The following is a 17,472-nucleotide window of genomic DNA, read 5'->3' on the forward strand; positions in this document are numbered from 1 at the left end:
GGTCAGCGTTTGGCACGGGCATCATCCAGTTTCTTACAGAACAGCCTTGACCCATCCAGCATGCGGGGTGTGGGGCGCTGCACCAGGGAGGGCGGGATGAAGAAAAGATTATCCTTCGCGGTGGCCTCAATACCCGGGAACGTTTCCCAGTGGGCCAGCCAGTGCCGGTTCTCTTCCCCCATGCCGCCAGCCAGGATGGCTTCCGGGTTGGCACCGATCACTGCCTCGGTACTGATCCGTGGCACGAGTCGGTCCAGGTCGCCGAAAACATTGACCCCACCACACAGGGTGATCACCTTGCCGATCAAGTGTTCATCATTTACGGTCATGAGCGGTTCGTCCCACACCTGATAGAACACCGGCACCGGCTCCGCATTGCGGTATTGGCGTTCCAGTCTGGCGATGCCCCGGCGGAAACGCTCAGCTTCGGCAAAGCCTTCTTCTTCGGTGCCAGCCAGGGTGGCCAGCCGTTCAATGGTGTGGGACACCGCCTCAAACGTACGGGGTTCAATGGAAAACACCGGTAACCCCAGGTCTGCCAATGCTTCAAGCTGCTCCGGCGGATTGCCGGTGACCCAGCCGATCACCAGGTCCGGCTGCAGTTCCATCAGGCGCTCCAGATCCATACGGGTATGGCTACCCACGGAGGGCACGTTTGTTGCGGCTTCCGGGTAGTCGCTGAAGGACACCACCGCGACCACTTTTTCTCCCGCTCCCGCCGCCCAGACCAGTTCGGTGGCGCCGGGAGACAACGCCGCGATACGGCTGGCCGGCTGCTCAAGGCAGACCTCCTTGCCGGTATCATCGACTGCACACACCTCGGCAACAACAGGCGCCTGCCACAAGGCCAGCACGGCTGCGCCGATGATGGTCAATCGTCTGGAGACATTCAGCATGAGGCCGTCCGGCTAAACTGGTTCTGGCAATCATCGTTGGCAGCAGCCCCCAGGGGGTAGGCGGCCGAGCCTCCCTTGCGGGCGGATTCAAAGGCTTCCCGTTGTTGCGGCTCAAGCTGATCCGCCACCCAGTCCATCAGCGGATGATCCGGGCGGGTATGGCCGCTGCCAGGCAAGCCATGGTCGATGATATTACCGGCAAAGTCACGGGCCAGGGCACGACGCGTGAACACATCCGCCTCCCAGAATCCCCGCTTGGCCGCCAGCAACGCGATGGCCTGCATATGGGTCTTGACGTGGACATTGTGCCCCTCTGCCAGGAACTCATCCAGCCCCAGGCCATGACGATCCTGGAAGTACACTTCGTTGATCTCGTCCCACATGCTGGAACGCAGTACCTGGGGGCTGGTGATCTGCCAGCCCCAGAGGTTGTCGAGGAAATCGCTGCCCATGGTACGGGCCCCGGCATAACCATGCCCTATCAGCGGCGCCAGCCATTGGGGGTTGAGATTGCGGGCTCGAAGTTCCACCTGCAGCGCGCGCTGGAGCGAGTCAACCCTCGGGTTCTTCGGGTCGGCGTACTGCAACACGCGGTTCTGCGGGGGCTCGCCACGCAGGTGTTCCACCGCGTTGGACAGACCGCCCTGGAAGTCAAAACCATCGTCATTATCCAGCAGGCCATAGAGATGGCTGGCCCGCCCCAGGTAGGTGTGATTGACCGTTTGCAACTGGCTGTCAAAGGCCTGATGAGCGGGCTCGCCCTGGCTGCCCTTGCCATAGACGTGCCCCATCCGGCGGCGGTAGGCGTCGCCCAGTTGTGGCCGGTCCTGCCAGGCGCCAGTGCGGGTGGCCAGTCGGTTGACGCCGGCGCCGTAGGCCCCCGGTGCGGTACCGAAGACCCGATGGGCGGCCTGGGCACCGGCATCCCGCACGGAGACTCCTGCGGCCATCAGCACCCGTGTGTCCGCAACCCAGCGGGCCGCCACTCCGTTGGTCGACAGGGATTCATCACCCCGTTCACGCATGTCCGCAGGCAACACCGATAAGGCCTGCTCCAGCGCTTCGGCCAACTCGGGATGTTCCGCTTCGATGGTGTTCGCGGCCCCCGCAAGGGCATAGCGGGACGCCAGATCCAGCCATTCCAACTGGCTCTCGTAGAGATCCCGGAACAGCCCGGAGGTGGTGAACACCACGTTGCGCCGAACCGGCGTGTCGGTCTCCGGCCCGCTGGGCAAACGCTCCAGCCCCTTCACGATGCCCCGGCTGTTCCAGACCGGGCGAATGCCCAGCAGTTTCATGCCGAAGGCGATCATCACACCCTCGTCCCGCACGGTATCGGAGGCCCAGAGCACCAGGGCATCACTCTCGCCGGGCTGTTTGCTATTGTCGGCCATGGCTTCTTCTGCCAGTTCGGTGGCCAGGGACCAGGCCACGCGGGTCGGGATCAGGTCATCGGACAGGGCGTGGAAGTTGCGACCTGTTGGCAAAACCGCCGGCGTACGCAGGGGATCATTACCCTGTCCCGGCGGCACAAAGCGGCCCTCCAGCGCAGCAAGAAAGCTTCGGCGTTCCGCAGCCGGTGAAGCCACCAGATTCTTTCGCCATTCCGCCCTGGGAGTGCCGGCCTTACCCGCCATGGACTCCAGCATGGTGTCCACCATATCGGCACTCCAGTCGCGACCAAACACGTGCAGCCCCAGGGGCATGAAGTGTTCCTGCATATCGGTGACGTAATGGCCCGCTTCGTGGACCAACAGGTCGGGGGATAATTCGTCCAGGGACACTTCGTCCTCCGACAGCCCCATCTCGCCAGCGATTTCCCGCTCCAGATCCTCGCCTATGTCCAGTATCCGGATTTTCTCCCGCAGCATGGCCAGGGCCCTTTCCCGGGTCGGGCTGTCGGGCTCGTTGGCAGACTCCCAGGTTTCCACCAGCTGCCGCAATTCCAGAAGCTCATCATAGAGTTCCGTGGCCGCCAGGGGCGGGGTCAGGTGGCTGATCATTACCCCCAGGGCGCGGCGCTTGGCCTGTATACCTTCGCCCACACCGTCAACGATGTAGGGATAGATCAGCGGCAGGTCGCCACCCAGCAGGTCGGGGTAGTCATCACTGGTCAGCCCCGCGCGGCGGCGCGGCAGGAATTCCCGGGTGGAGTGGCGCCCGACGTACACCAGGGCATCCGCCTGATAGTGATCCCGCAGCCAGTGGTAGAAACCCACGTATTGATGGGTGGGCGGGAAGGTGGTGTTGGCATGCAGCAGTTCCTCGTCCACCTCCCAGCCTCGGGGTGGTTGCGGGCCGATAAAGATGTTGCCAAATCGCAGGCCGGGGAAGATCAGTCGGTCGTCCACCACCATGGACTGCCCCGGCGCCTCCCCCCAACCCCTGAGGCCGGGTATGCCGGTGTCGGCCAGGGCATTCCGGCCAGCTGCCAGTTTATCCTTGTGGCCACCCTCGTTCAGGCGGCGCTGCCACAGGGCTTCGTATTCATCCAGCCGGGCCAGGGCATTCTTGCGATTGGGATGTTGAACGTGCTCGATCAGATGGCGAAGGTCGCGGATGCCCCGGTTCAGCAGCCCGTTCGCCAGTTCCCTCTCCCCCAGGCCGTGGGCCTGTTCCAGGCGCTCATGCAGATAGCCCAGGGGACCGTGGGCCATTTCCTGCCGGACCACTGCCGGCAACGTCTCCAGGTAGCGCTGGTAGGTACTACTGCCCATGGAGGCCACCTGGCCGGCCATCTCCCGCAGGGCGCGGGGATCATCCGGCAGGCTCACGCCGCGCTGCTGGATCAGGTCCGTGAGGGCTTCCGGGCTGTCCGGCAGCGGGCCGGTGTCGTAGCCCTCGGCCTTGAGCCAGGTCAGCATTTCGTAGAGGGAGGCGGGCACATCCAGGTTGTCCGCACCGATGTTCTGGCGGCCGGGCGGGTGATTGTAGTAGATGATGGTCACGCGCTTGTCGGCGTTGTCTTTGGTTTGCAGAACCTGCCAGCGTTTCAGGCGGTCAGCCACGGCTGCTACCCGGCCCGCCACCGGTTGTGTCAGAGTCAGGGCGACGCCAGTACGTTCATCGATTATCTGAGGTTCGGCCGTGGCCAGCACCATGGGCTGGCTGACACCCTGGAGTTCGGGCATCGCCAGTTTGTAGTGGACCTTGTCCGCCGGTATGCCGTCCACCGACAGTTGCCACTGGTTAACCGTGCGCGAAGCCAGTCGCAGCCCCTTGATCACCGGCACATCCAGTTGGGTCAGCGCCTCGGTCACCTGGCGCCGCCCCTCTCCGCCGCCAACGGTGAAGTCCTGCAGGCTGATGATGCCGGACAGGGTGGCGGGCCCAATGGTGCTATCCAGGGTGCGGACCGCTTCCAGGCTGGCACCGCCCCAGCGTGACAGAATGGCAAAGCACTGGATCTCCCGGGCTTCCAGGGCGGCACAGGTGGCATCCAGCAGGGCCCGGTCTCCAGGGCGGTCGCCGCTGTCCAGGTCAAGAAGGGTGACAACCGGGCCGGCGGCCAGCTCCAGGTCTCCGGCATCTGCGGTCGCTTCCCCGTTCTGGTAGTACCTTATCAGAGCCCGGGGCGGCAGTTCTGGCACGGTCAGGTCGTGGCCGGCCTGCACCAGCAACCAGCGCAACAGCCCGTCCAGGTGATGCGGTGTCCGGCCCTGATAAAGGGCGCGTCCTTCCAGCCAGGGTGCCTGTTGAGGAAAACGCCGACGCAACTCTTCCCTGTGTGCTGTTACATCTGCCCCCGGGGCCGGGGCTTCCATCAGATCGGTAAGGGCCGAAGCATCCAGCCCCTCCAGCAACGTTCGACCTTCCAGTCGGGACAGGCGGCTCAGCGCCCGGTCGCCGTTGACGGCCAGGATAGGAAACGAACGACCTGCTGCCTGCGTGCGAACTGCCCGCTCGAGCCTGCCCACCTGATCGCCGAAGACGGCCGCCAGTAGCAATGCATCGGCTCGACTTACCAGCTCCTCCAGCGCCCGGTTGTCCAGGCTGGCCAGTTGCTCCGGCGTCCGCAGCACTACCTTGTCATCCGGCCTGGCTGTCAGAAATCGTTCCGCTCCGGCCGCCATTTCAGCCGCCGAACGTTCCGAGACTATGCCCACCACGGTGGCAGCCGCCAACGGCAGTGACACCACCCACCCGGCGAGCAGGAATACCAAAGCAACTGTCAGATAACGCGTGCCAGGTTGGTGCATCCTGCCCTTTCCTGTTTCCGGAGATTAACGGAAGTCGTAACGGACCGACAGGAAGCCAGCCGTGCCGGCTGCCACGTACTTCGTACCGTCAAAACGCAGTGCCGTGGCGTATTCCTTGTCAGTGACATTCTGCAGGGTGAGGCGCGCATTCCAGTCACGGGCAAACTCCCAGCCGGCACGCAGGTTAAGCGTCGCATAGCCCGGCAAGCGGTCTTCATTTGCCGCATCATCGTAACGATAGCCGCTGGCCTGGACAGTGCCGCCAAAGCTCCAGTCGCCCAGCTCCCGATCCAGATCCACACGCAGGGACTGGTGGCTGCGACGACGCAGGCGGTTATCGGTTTCACTGTCCCGGGGATCGAGCAGGGTCAGCTTGACCGCCAGATCCCATTCGTTAACGCGTAAGCCGGAACCCATTTCAATGCCGCGAATCCGCGCTTGATTGACGTTCACCGGACGAAGATCACCGCCCTCCGATTGCAGGTCGATCAGATCATCCACATCCAGCTGATAGAGGGCTGCGTCCCAGTACCAGGTCTCATAGCGACCACTGAAACCGATTTCGACCGAGCTGCCTTCTTCAGGTTCAAGATCGGGGTTGCCGGCGTAGGTACCGCCAAAGCTGAAGGTTTCCAACGGATAGTAAAGATCATTGAAAGTAGGCGCGCGGAAGGAGGTGCCGTAACTCACCCTCACGCGATGGGAGCGGTCGAAAGAATGCCCCAGGGCGATACCACCGGTCTCCTGACGACCATAAGCCTCGTTGTCGTCCCCCCGCAGGGACAGCTGCACATCGCTCGGACCGAAATTCAGGCGCAGCTGGCCGAACAGGGCCGCATTGGTGCGGCTGTCCTCGTCAAAATTGGTGGAGCTGTCCACCTCGTCAGATTGCAGTTCACCACCCACCGACAGCTCATGGACGCCTCCGGTGAAGGTGTTTTCCCATCGTGCCGTGCGGGTTTTGGTATAGAAAAAGGAATCACCGAACTCGCGGAAATTATCCTGCTCATCGGCAGCTTCCGACAACTGGATAGAGCTGCTCCAGTAGTCACTGACTGGTGTGTCGAGCCGGAAACCGATGGTGCGGATCATGAAGTCGGTATTGCCGCCATCAAATTCCGTATTTCCCTCGGATTGCATCGTCACGGCACTGGCTTCACCGCCGTTGGGAAATTCATGGACGATGCGCCCAACGCCGGCCGTATTGCGGAAACCCTTGTCTTCGCCATCTTCGACAATCGCTGTGCCGTCGGTTTCCTTGTGAAGACCGCTGAGACTGAAGCGGGTTGAGCCCGAACGGACGGAGGCACCGGCACTGGTTTTCTGGGTGTTGAAGTTACCAGCCCCGGTCTCCACCCAGCCTTTGTGACCATGCTCAGGGTCCAGAGTGAACGCCTGGATAACGCCACCGACCGCATCAGCCCCGTAGAGCGCACTGCGTGGGCCACGAACGATTTCCACACGCTCCACCAGTTCCGTGGGGAAGTACTGCCAGGGCGCACCGCCGCTGGTGGCGGACCGCAAGCGTACCCCGTCTACCAGGAAGACCGTGGAGTCATTGGTGGTACCGCGGGTATAGACACTGGTGTTCTTGCCGTAGGAACCGTTGGTTACCACGTCAATGCCCGGCTGGCCCTGCAGAAGGTCCTTGAACTCGGGCGGTGCCTGTTGGCGGATAGTCTCTTCTTCCACCACAGTCACCGATGACAGGCTCTCACCCACGGTACGCGGGCCGAGAGTGGCGGTAACAACGATAGGATCAAGCTCCGCGGTGTTTTTGGTATCGGCAGCGGATACCGTGGAAACTGGTAGAAACGTCAGTGGAATACCGGACAACAACAGGACCGGCATGGCCTTTGGCAAACCCATAATCAAAACTCGCTAGCGTCCCATACGCACCCGTATGGTCTGTTTTCATTATGCTGCGGAGCAGGAACGGGGTCTGTTCGGAACGGAGGCGGGCAGAGTCAGGCAGCAATTGAGAACAGGCTGGGATCACCCACCGCCGCTGCCCTCCGCAGCGTTTGGTGTGTTAACAGGCCGGTCTCCGGACTCGTGAGGGGCTCGCACTGCTGGCGAACCTGGACCATCACCTTCCCGTGCCTTGGCACAGTGGCGCATTCGATGGCCTGTAACTCACTTACCGTTGCGGGGGCAGCGCCGGACTTTCACCGGCTTCCCGTTTCACTCCCGTGTGGCTTTACACGGCAGCACCTGAAAACGAGCGGCAAGGCTAGCAAGTGGTCACTCACTGGTCAATGACATTTGACAGGCCGGCCAGTGCGCACGTCAATTTCCGCCATTGATCCTCGCTGCCGGGCAGCCCCAGGCGAAGCGCCGGCGGCGAGTCAAAAAAACGTACCAGAACGCCCTGGCGGGCAAGCTGGTCTGCGATATCCCGGGCTTTGCGATGGCGCTGATAGCGGAACAACAGCGTGCCGGTACTGCCCGGCATGCCCTGCCGGGCCAGCAGCTGTTTCAGCCGTTCACTGTCATGATGCAGCCGCTGCGCGGCGGCTGACTGCCACTCTCTGTCGCCCAGCGCCCTTTTCATCAGGTAACGGGCGGGGCCGCTCAGCGGCCAGGGACCCAATGCGGCGGCAAGATCAGCGGCAATCCTGCCATCACTCAGTACCGCGCCCGCTCGCAGCCCTGCCAGCCCGAAGAACTTGCCAAGGGAACGCATCACCACCAACCCCGGCATACCGGCAAACCGGGCCAGGCTGATGTCATCGCAACCATCGGCAAATGCCTCATCCACCACCAGCCAGCCACCCCGGCCCTGCAACCGTTGGCACCAGCGGGCGAGGCGGTCGGGAGCAATCACCTGGCCATCAGGGTTGTTGGGGTTGATCCAAACCAACACATCCAGTTCATCCAGCCAGCCTTCATCTTCACCAGTCACCTGAGCAGTGGCAAGGGGGACCACCTGATGCCCGGCGCGGGCCCACCAGTAACCATGCTCCCGGTAGCCTGGCGAGGGAACACCCACCCGGCAGGCGCTGCGAAGCCCGGGCAGTGTCATGATCGCAGCCTGGCTACCTGGTACCGGAACACAGTGAGCACTTTCCCCTGCCCCCGCCCATTCAAGCACCGCCTGGTCCAGGCCATCGTCCATTTCTGGTAATCGCTGCCAGACGTCGCCGGGAATATCGGGAACTGGCCAGCCACAAGGGTTGATGCCGGTGGACAGATCCAGCCATTCACCGCGGGGAATGCCCCAACGCTCCGCAGCTGCGTTCAGCCGCCCACCATGGTGGGGGCCGTTGATAAACCTCACAGATAGCCTCCAGCGGCCAGTTTGATGGAAATCGCCACCACCCCCAGCAGGCCGAGCCAGGCCCACACTCCATAATGCACCAGGCCGATGGCCTCATTGACGGTGCCGGCCGTGGCAGCTGGGCCCTCTCCCAGGGTGGGCCGCTGCCGGGTGCCGGATTCATAGGGCGCCGGCCCTCCCAGGGAAACGCCCAGAGCTCCGGCGCCAGCCGCCATTACCGGACCGGCATTGGGGCTATCCCAACTGACAGCCTGAGTTCGCCAGCAACGCCACGCCAGAGAGGTATTGCCGAGCAGGGCGAAAGTCAGGGCGGTGAGCCGGGCGGGCACCCAGTTCATCACATCATCGAGTCGTGCAGCGCTCCGTCCGAAATACAGATAACGTTCATTGCGATAGCCCCACATGGCATCCAGGGTATTGACCATCCGATGTAATAACACCCCGGGGATGCCCGCCACCAGAAACCAGAACAAACTCGCAAACACGGCATCAGCGCCGTTTTCCAGCATGGATTCACTGGCTGCTGTTGCCACACCGTGTTCATCCAGCTCACTGGCCTTGCGGCTGACAATCCGTCCTACCTGTTTCCTCGCGAGCTCAAGGTCACCACCGTGCAACGCATCCGACACCGCCCGGCCGTGCTCGATCAGCCCCCGGATGGAAAGGGCAAGGTACAACACCGCAACCTGGAGCAGCAGGTACGCCCAGCCATTCAACGTCCATCGCAACAGTTCGGTCACCGCAAGTACAGGCAATACCACGGTTAACACACCCAACAGCCCCATGAATACTGACCGGCCCTTCTGCTCCGGCAACCGATTCAACCGCCGCTCCACGAATGACGCCAGACGCCCGAACCCCACCAGCGGATGCCACCGACGCGGCTCCCCGAGCCAGTAGTCCAATAGCACGGCAACAAGGCAAACAGTCACAGAGAACAGAAAGGCGTTCAAATCAGCAGCATCTCTCTTAAGCAGACAAACCCGGGAGCAGGCAGAAGTTTAACCGAGTCACCGTCGGCCTTGACACCTTTTCGGGCCGGGTAGACCATTCCCTGTTTTCACCGGCCAGGACTTTCCCATGTTTTCTCCGCCTCCAAGCTGGACCCAGCAGCTGCCGAAACCGGATGTTCTCAGAATCCGACAAGCAACGGACCGCCAGCAGGTTCTAACCAAGCCACCGGGATCCCTGGGACAACTGGAACAACTGGCCATCCAGTTATCCGGTTTACAAGTGATGGACCAGCCTACCGTAGACCCGATACAGATCACTGTCTTTGCTGGCGACCATGGTGTCTGTGAGGAAGGCGTATCCGCATTTCCGCAGGAAGTCACGGCGCAGATGATCGCCAACTTCGCCGGCGGTGGTGCCGCCATCAGCGTGCTTGCAAAACAGCTGGGTGCTTCGCTGGAGGTGGTGAACCTGGGAACGGTGGGCGATGTGCCAGTGTTAGCCGGTGTCCGGAATGAAAGCATTGCGCCGGCAACGGCCAATCTGGCGATAACCATGGCGATGACCGAAGATCAGGCGTACGCGGCACTGACCAGCGGCGATGCCGTTGCGGAGCGTGCTGCCAATGCCGGATGCCGACTGTTTATTGGCGGCGACATGGGCATTGGCAACACCACCAGTGCCGCAGCTATGGCCTGCGCCCTGCTTAACGAGGCCCCGCAACAGCTGGTTGGCCCCGGCACTGGTCTGGACACAGCGGGCGTTTCCCACAAAAGTACCGTGGTGGGCCGTGCCCTGGAACGCCACGGTGATAATATGGACCCTCTGGCGGTACTGGCCTCCCTCGGTGGTTTCGAAATCGCCGGGCTGACCGGTGCAATCCTGGGCTGCGCGGCGCGGGGCATTCCCGTGCTGGTGGATGGTTTTATTGTCTCGGTCGCAGCGCTGCTTGGCATGCGTCAGCAACCCGGCCTTCGGGACTGGCTGCTGTTTGCTCACCGCTCGGCAGAGCCAGGGCATGCCAGGGTACTGGAAGCCATGAACGCAAACCCCCTGCTGGATCTGGGCATGCGCCTGGGCGAGGGCAGTGGCGCTGCGGTGGCGGTTCCCCTGCTGCGGGCAGCCTGCGCCCTGCACAACAACATGGCCAGTTTTTCCGATGCCGGAGTCAGCAATAAAAACGCGACGTCCTGAAGGAGCCTGATGCAGAACCTCACCACCACCATTGACCTGATCCGCCACGGCGAGCCCGCCGGCGGGCCCATGTTCCGCGGCAACCGGGACGACCCCCTCAGCGACCTGGGATGGCAACAGATGAGATCAGCCATTTCCAAAGCCGATCAATGGGATCTGGTGGTCACCTCACCGCTGCTGCGTTGCCGCCGGTTCGCGGAGCAGCTTGCCTCCGAACGCCAGCTAACCCTGGAACAGGATGAGCGGCTACGGGAAATCAGTTTCGGTGCCTGGGAGGGCATGACCGCGGATGCAATCCTGGCGCAAACCCCGGAAGCACTGACCCGGTTCTGGAACGACCCGGTCGCCAATCCGCCACCCGAGGGAGAGCCGGTAGCCGGCTTCCACGCCCGGGTCCGGGAGGCGTGGAGCCACTGGTGTCGTGAAGCAGCGGGGCAGCATGTTCTGGTGGTGTGTCATGGCGGCGTTATCCGCATGATCCTGGCCGAAGTAATGGGCATTCCTCTGGACCGAAGTTTCTCGGCCCTGGCCGTTCCCTACGCCTGCCGCAGCCGGGTACGCATTGACCAGTCCGAGCACGGCGTTTTCAGTTGCCTGCAAAGTCATGGCTGCTGAAACTCATCACTCCTTGAGCCACAGGGGCAATCCCGCAATGCTCATCACCACCCCATCGCAGCTGTTCGCGAGCGCCTGGTTCAGCCAGCCCAGCTCATCGCAGAACCGGCGTGTCAGGGGGTCCATGCCAATGGTGCCCAGACCCACCTCGTTGCTGACAATAACAACACTGCCGGAATAATCGAGCAGTGCCTTCAGGAACGCCTCACGCTCGCGATTGAAGGTCTCCTCACCGGCAAACAGCAAATTGCTGACCCACAGGCTCATGCAGTCGATCAGCAGGAAAGGTGGGTCTGCCTCCGCACCATAGCTCTCCAGGACACTGGCAAGCCGTAGCGGTGCTTCCGCCAGCCCCCAGTGATGCGGCCGGTTTTCCACATGTTGCTTCACCCGCTGCGCCATTTCCTCATCACCCACGGTTGCGGTGGCAACGTAGACCACCGTGTCGCCGGAAGCATCTGCCAACCGCTCGGCTAACGCTGTTTTACCCGAGCGAATGCCTCCGATGACAAGAGTTCGAGAAATGCTCATGAATGCTCCTTCGGGATCCGCAGATTGATCAAAAAATGGCCCAATGTGACGCAGTTCACATTTATTTAGCATGTTACAAACTGTCACGTTACTCCGGGATTGGGGCCTTCCCGAGGGACAACAACAATAATCGAAATGCCTCAACAATAAAAAATCGATTTACCGGGCTACCGGTAATGACGACGAATGAGAGATTCACATGAACTATAACAAACGATCCATGCGCACAGCGTGGGCCTTTGTCAGTGCCATGCTGATCGCCGGGTGTGGCGGCTCTGAAACTGACAACGACAGCAGTCCGCAACAGGGACCATCAACGCCTTCCGACAACCCCGGCGCCTCCCAGCACAAAGAAACCGCCGCTCTTGATCGCTACAGCTTCGCCAATGGCTGTTACACCCTGGAGGCAAAGGGTCGTTACCTGAGCGCGGATCCGCAATCGGGACAGTACTCCACCACGGGTGATGCCACCCAGGCGGCAGCTTTCCGGATGCGCCCCACCCGCCTCGGGGCCTATCTGATGATGTCCGGTTACCAGCGCAATACCGGGGAGGTGGGTCGCTTTGACTTGCTGGGCATCAGCGATCCTGCCGGCGAATTCCTGGATGAAGCCGGTAATTTCATCGGTGAAGTTTCCTATCTGGTTGCCGGCCTTGGTGACACCACCAACCTGGTCCTGGACCCGGTGGCTCCGCTGGGAGATGCCCTGCGCTCTATTGGCGAGAGCCTGGAGTTCACCGGCGACCAGATCGGTGACACCACCGTCAATCCCGCGCTTGCCATGGTGGACGCTCCCAGCGACCTGTCCGTATGGCAACTGCAGCGGCTGGGTGATCAGCAACAGTATACCCTGGCATCCGATGTTACCGGCCTGATGCTGTCAGCCAGAGAGGACGGCCTTGCCCTGGTATCCCCTTCTGTTATCGATGAGACGGGGGCCTTTACCCTGAAAGAGGCAGAGGGCTGCAACCACTACCCCGAAGCCGAACTGAACGCCGAGGTACTCGACTCGCAGGGCCCTGCAACCTATCTCACGGAAGTAGACCGCTTCCGCAAGGTGAAGGGGATCGACAGGGACGATATCTTCGGTTTTGTCGACACTCACTCCCATATCTCCGCCTATGAGTTCATCGGCGGGCGGGTCAACTACGGCGCGCCATTCCACCGATTTGGTGTTACTCACGCCCTCCATGACTGTGAGGCCGTTCATGGCCCCTGGGGTGCAACCGGCTTTGTGGAGCTTGCCACCAGCGGTATCGGCACCCACGACACCCAGGGCTGGCCCACCTTCAATGACTGGCCTCGCTACAACTCTCTACAGCATCACCAGAGCTATTACCGCTGGATGGAGAGGGCCCATCTGGCGGGGATGAAAATCCTGGTCAACCATCTGGTTCACAACGAGATTCTCTGCCGTATCAATCCGCAGAAAGAGAACGATTGCGACCCCATGGAATCGATACTGCTGCAGATCCAGCGCATGTACGAGATGCAGGATTATATCGATGCCCAGCATGGTGGCCCGGGTGAAGGCTGGTTCCAGATCGTCACCAGCCCGGCCCAGGCCCGCAACGTGATCAAGGACGGCAAGCTTGCCGTGGTGCTCGGCATAGAAATGTCCAAGGTCTTCAAATGTGGTGAATTCCTTGGGGTGGCGGAATGCACTCGGGAACAGATCGTGGAACGGCTGGATCAATTCTATCAGCTGGGGGTTCGCAACATCTTCCCGGTTCATAAATTCGATAACGCCTTTGGCGGGCACCTGCCGGACCTGTCCACCGGCATTGGCATCGGGCCCATCCTTTATGCCGGTAACCTGCTGGAAACCGGTCACCCGGTGGAGTTCGAGCAGTGCCCCGAAAATGTGGAATACACCGGGGGCGAGCCCGACCAGAACGCCAGTCTTCAACCCTTCGGCCTGTTCGATCAGCTCCTGTACCAGATGGACTACCTGGGCGAACGTTTCCCGGAAACACCGGAGGAAATGGCCGCTCTCGACCCCCGCCGGGGCACCGATCAGCTCTGTAACCGTCGTGGCCTGAGCGACCTGGGCGACTTCCTGATTGAGGAACTGGTTCGCCGCAAGATGATGATCGAAACCGACCACATCAGCCGCAAGGCCGCCGCCCGGATTCTGGAGATCACCCGACCGCTTGATTACCCGGTGATCAACAGCCATGGCAGCTGGGGCGGCACCGAGGCCCTGCGGGACCGTATCGCAGCCCAGGGCGGCATTACCGCATCCTTTGGCGGTACCCGTGAAGACTGGGTGCGCAAGCTGACCCGGGACGGCAACCGCCCTCGCCACCAGGACCTCAAGGTAGGCCCATTCGGCGGTGCCGGCTTCGCCTCTGACGTTAACGGCATTGCCCAGCTGGCGTCCAACCCCGGCACCGCCGAGGACGAAGCCGGCCTCTATCCGTTTACCTCCATCGACGGGCGGGTCCGTTTCGACGTGCAAACCACCGGCGACCGGGAGTTCAGCCTCTACGATGGCCGTGGTGTGGCCCACTACGGCCTCTACCCGGATCAGATCGAAGACATGATTCGCAATAGTGATGCCGATCCCGAACAGGTTGACGATGCCATCAATCAGCTCTTCACCTCCGCCGAAGCCTACCTGCGAATGTGGGAACGGATTGAAAGCGCTCCGCTATAAGAACAGGGACAATGACATGAACCACAAGATCTTCTACAACAACCTGAAACGGTGGCAATCGGGTCTCATCCCCTTGCTGGCAGTTACTCTCCTGATCTCCGGGTGCCTGGGCGGCGGCGATGGTTCGTCAGATTCTGCAGTCGCTAATGACAATCCCGGTTCCGAAAATAATAGCAATGGCAGTGGACAGCAGGCCGACCGTTTCAGCGACGGCCGCACTTTCCTGGTGGAACCCGGCCCCGATGCCACCCACGATATGGTCCACGCGATGATTCAGCTGCGGCCCGGTGACACCCTGGAATTCGGCTGTGGCTTTATCGAACTGGATCACGGCCTGTTGATACAGGCCACCGAAGACGTTCTGATCAAGGGCTGCGGCAAGGACAGCACCGTGTTGTCCTTCCGCGACAGTGACAACGTCACCGGCCTGGAAGCGTTGAACGTGCGCGGCATAACCGTGCAGGACCTGACCATCGCCGACTCACCGGGGGACGCTTTCAAACTCAAGGGGGTGAAATGGGGCACACTGCTCAATGTGCGCGCCATCTGGTCCGGCGGAGGCGAGCCAATCACCGCCAGCAACTACACCGACCGGCTCCAGGTACAGTGCACCAACCCGCCGCTGAACGAAGGTGATCCCACACCGGACTACATTCCCAGCTCTGCCAGCGGTCGCTACGGTATCTACCCGGTGGAGTCGGAGAACATCCTGGTGGATAACTCCGAATCCGTGGGCGCGTCCGACGCCGGCATTTACGTCGGCCAGACCAACACCACCATCATCCGTAACAGCCGTGCCGTCTATAATGTCATGGGCTTCGAGATCGAGAATGTGCAGGGCGGCGAATACGACAGCAACCTGGCCGAGTGCAACACCGGCGGCTTCCTGATCTATGATCTGGAGAACATCACCCAGTACGGCGATACCTCGGTGATGCTCAACAACACGGCCCGCAACAATAATACCTACAACTTTGCCCACAGTGGCCTGGTGTCCGCCGTACCCCGGGGGACCGGCTTCATCACCCTTGGCTACGACAATATCGAGATCTACAACAACACCTTCGAGGATCACAGCACCGCAGCTGTGATCTATACCAGCTATGAGCTGATCGACGGCAAGGACAAAACTTCGGACAAGAAACTCGATCCTTATACCGAAGGCCTTCATATTCACAACAACGTGATGAAGAACTCCGGATACGACCTGCCCCCGCCCAACTTTGAAAAGGTGGTACTGGAAGGCCAGGTGGAAACGGTATTACCCACCCTGATCGGCCTGAAAAACATCACCAATCCCGGCAAGGGTGCGCACATTGTCTGGGACGGACTGCTGGATGAGCTGGACGAGGATTGCCCCTATCCGGTGGATGCCAACGGTGATCCGGTGCCGGCCGATGAGAACGGCAAACCGATCCACACCAATGAGCACCCGAACCCGTCGTGCCACTACAACGCCTACAAGTTCGAAGCCAGCGGTGAGCGTAAACTGCCCCAGTGGGGCTCGTGCTTCCATGACAACGAGCTGGCGGCCGACAGCCAGGCCTATATGAACTTCCATGGCACCGAAGGGCTGGAACTGGCCCTGGCGGCTGCCGAACAGGACACCAGCATTCTCACCCTTGAGGGACTGCAATCGGTGCTCGAAGGCCTTGACGGCGTGGTAGCCGACACCGACAAGTCGGTTCACGATTGCCAGGCCCGCTTTGGCAAGGTGCTACCATCACTGCCCAGGGTGGAAATCCCGCCATTCGAGCGCAGCGGCACCATTGATCCAGCCCCCAGCGAGGAATACATCAACCGGCTCTGCAGCAAACGCGTCAAGTCTGGGCGCGTCAACCGGGATGCACTGGAAGTGAACTGCCCGACACTGGAGCAGTACAACCTGTTTGCCGATCCCCACGATCCCCGCAGCACGCCGAATGACGGTGGTGTGCCGTTCGTGCTCAACAGTAAGCTGTTCTCCGACTACGCCACCAAATACCGGGTTGCCTTTGTTCCCCCGGACACCAAAGCGGTCTATATGGACGGCCAGGGCGGCGGCAACGTCAACGGCACCATCCACTTCCCCACCGGCACGGTGATTGCCAAGACCTTTGCCTTTACCGATGAGAGCAAGGGCACCGAGGAACTGGTGGAAACCCGGTTGTTGATCAAACGGGTCAGCGAGAGTGGCAAGGCGTTCTGGGATGGCCCCACCTACATCTGGGAGGAAGACAGTGAAGGTCGCCCAGTGGCGACGCTCGCCATGGGTGGCGGCACCCGCGCGGTGAGCTGGCATTACCAGGACCAGGTTACCGGCGAGCTGCTGGCAGGGAGTACGGATAACTATGCCATTCCAAATGCCAACCAGTGCATCACCTGCCACAGCAATGATGACGCGGAATCCGGCAGCGCACCTATTGGCCCGAAACCCCGCAACCTGAACCGCGCCTACGCGCCGGAATCTGCTTTCATGGGCACCCGTGGACAGGGCGGTTTCCCCCGGGTCAACCAGCTCAAGTACTGGCAGGATCAGGGCATTCTCACCAACGTACCGGACCTGAAGATCAATGGTCGCGGTATTGCCACCAACATCGAACGCCTGCCCCACTGGAACCTGGCTGGTGACAGCGGCGAAACCGCCGGCTCCGATGCCGATGTGGAAGCGCGCCTGCGGGCGTACCTGGAAGTGAACTGCCAGCACTGTCACAACGACCGCGGCGCAGCCTCCAACACCGGTTATTACCTGGATCATTACCGGGAGATCGACGCCGGCTATGGTATCTGCAAGAAACCAACAGCCACCGGAGGTGGCTCCTGCGGTCGCCAGCACATTGTGGTGCCGGGCGATTCCGACAGCTCCATCGTGTCTTGCCGGGTAGCGGACAGCACCGATCCCCAGCGACGCATGCCGCCCATCGCCCGCAGTGTCACCCACACCGAAGGCGTGGAGCTGCTCAGCTACTGGATCAATAACGTCGTGGACAGTGACTATGCCAATGGTGACGCCTGCGGCAACGGCAGTATCTTCCAGTCGCTGGACTGAGCAGGCCGGGGCGGCCAGGCCTGAAAGGCCGCCCCTTTTCTCCCCTGGCTTTCGTGGCCCTCTCCTATCCTCACTGCTATATTGCTCCCTAAGAACGTCATATCCGCCGGCCAATCAGG

At 61.4% G+C, this 17,472-nt stretch carries 10 protein-coding genes and 1 riboswitch; of the genes, 4 read left to right on the top strand and 6 right to left on the bottom strand.

Going from position 1 to position 17,472, the window contains the following annotated elements; translation table 11 throughout:
- Positions 1–2: 2 nt before the first annotated feature.
- The 5 genes from QPM17_RS12265 to cbiB form a co-directional block, all read right to left on the bottom strand.
- A complete protein-coding gene (locus QPM17_RS12265) occupies positions 3–896 on the bottom strand; it encodes a cobalamin-binding protein (RefSeq protein ID WP_285391047.1) in 894 nt (297 codons plus the stop codon).
- Positions 890–5,095 carry a cobaltochelatase subunit CobN gene (locus QPM17_RS12270; protein WP_285391048.1) on the bottom strand — a complete coding sequence of 1,402 codons (4,206 nt, stop codon included), beginning with the start codon at positions 5,093–5,095 and terminating at the stop codon, positions 890–892. Before QPM17_RS12270 ends, QPM17_RS12265 begins: the two co-directional genes overlap by 7 nt.
- Before the next feature lie 24 nt (positions 5,096–5,119).
- The gene (locus QPM17_RS12275; protein ID WP_285391049.1) at positions 5,120–6,964 is read right to left on the bottom strand and encodes a TonB-dependent receptor domain-containing protein; all 1,845 of its coding nucleotides are present in this window, start codon (positions 6,962–6,964) and stop codon (positions 5,120–5,122) included.
- A 152-nt stretch (positions 6,965–7,116) separates the two neighbouring features.
- A riboswitch (cobalamin riboswitch) is annotated at positions 7,117–7,328 on the bottom strand.
- Positions 7,329–7,343: 15 nt separating this feature from the next.
- A complete protein-coding gene (gene cobD / locus QPM17_RS12280) occupies positions 7,344–8,375 on the bottom strand; it encodes a threonine-phosphate decarboxylase CobD (protein WP_285391050.1) in 1,032 nt (343 codons plus the stop codon).
- Complete coding sequence (gene cbiB, locus QPM17_RS12285; protein WP_422732759.1) at positions 8,372–9,328, bottom strand: adenosylcobinamide-phosphate synthase CbiB; 957 nt, start codon at positions 9,326–9,328, stop codon at positions 8,372–8,374. Before cbiB ends, cobD begins: the two co-directional genes overlap by 4 nt.
- A gap of 127 nt (positions 9,329–9,455) precedes the next feature.
- On the opposite strand from cbiB, the gene cobT reads away from it, so the two are divergent.
- Both cobT and QPM17_RS12295 read left to right on the top strand, forming a co-directional pair.
- On the top strand, positions 9,456–10,520 hold the full coding sequence (cobT, locus tag QPM17_RS12290) for a nicotinate-nucleotide--dimethylbenzimidazole phosphoribosyltransferase (RefSeq protein WP_285391051.1): 1,065 nt from the start codon (positions 9,456–9,458) through the stop codon (positions 10,518–10,520).
- Between the two features lie 9 nt (positions 10,521–10,529).
- The gene (locus QPM17_RS12295; RefSeq protein ID WP_285391052.1) at positions 10,530–11,135 is read left to right on the top strand and encodes a histidine phosphatase family protein; all 606 of its coding nucleotides are present in this window, start codon (positions 10,530–10,532) and stop codon (positions 11,133–11,135) included.
- Positions 11,136–11,141: 6 nt separating this feature from the next.
- Here QPM17_RS12295 and cobU read toward each other — a convergent pair whose 3' ends face one another.
- On the bottom strand, positions 11,142–11,666 hold the full coding sequence (gene cobU, locus QPM17_RS12300) for a bifunctional adenosylcobinamide kinase/adenosylcobinamide-phosphate guanylyltransferase (protein ID WP_285391053.1): 525 nt from the start codon (positions 11,664–11,666) through the stop codon (positions 11,142–11,144).
- A 199-nt stretch (positions 11,667–11,865) separates the two neighbouring features.
- Between cobU and QPM17_RS12305 the strand changes: the two genes are divergently transcribed.
- Together QPM17_RS12305 and QPM17_RS12310 are read left to right on the top strand one after the other, a co-directional pair.
- The gene (locus QPM17_RS12305; protein ID WP_285391054.1) at positions 11,866–14,325 is read left to right on the top strand and encodes a membrane dipeptidase; all 2,460 of its coding nucleotides are present in this window, start codon (positions 11,866–11,868) and stop codon (positions 14,323–14,325) included.
- A gap of 16 nt (positions 14,326–14,341) precedes the next feature.
- Positions 14,342–17,353 carry a parallel beta-helix domain-containing protein gene (locus QPM17_RS12310; RefSeq protein ID WP_285391055.1) on the top strand — a complete coding sequence of 1,004 codons (3,012 nt, stop codon included), beginning with the start codon at positions 14,342–14,344 and terminating at the stop codon, positions 17,351–17,353.
- Positions 17,354–17,472: the final 119 nt, after the last annotated feature.

The organism is Marinobacter azerbaijanicus (genome assembly GCF_030250645.1).
GTDB classification, from domain to species: Bacteria; Pseudomonadota; Gammaproteobacteria; order Pseudomonadales; family Oleiphilaceae; genus Marinobacter; species Marinobacter azerbaijanicus.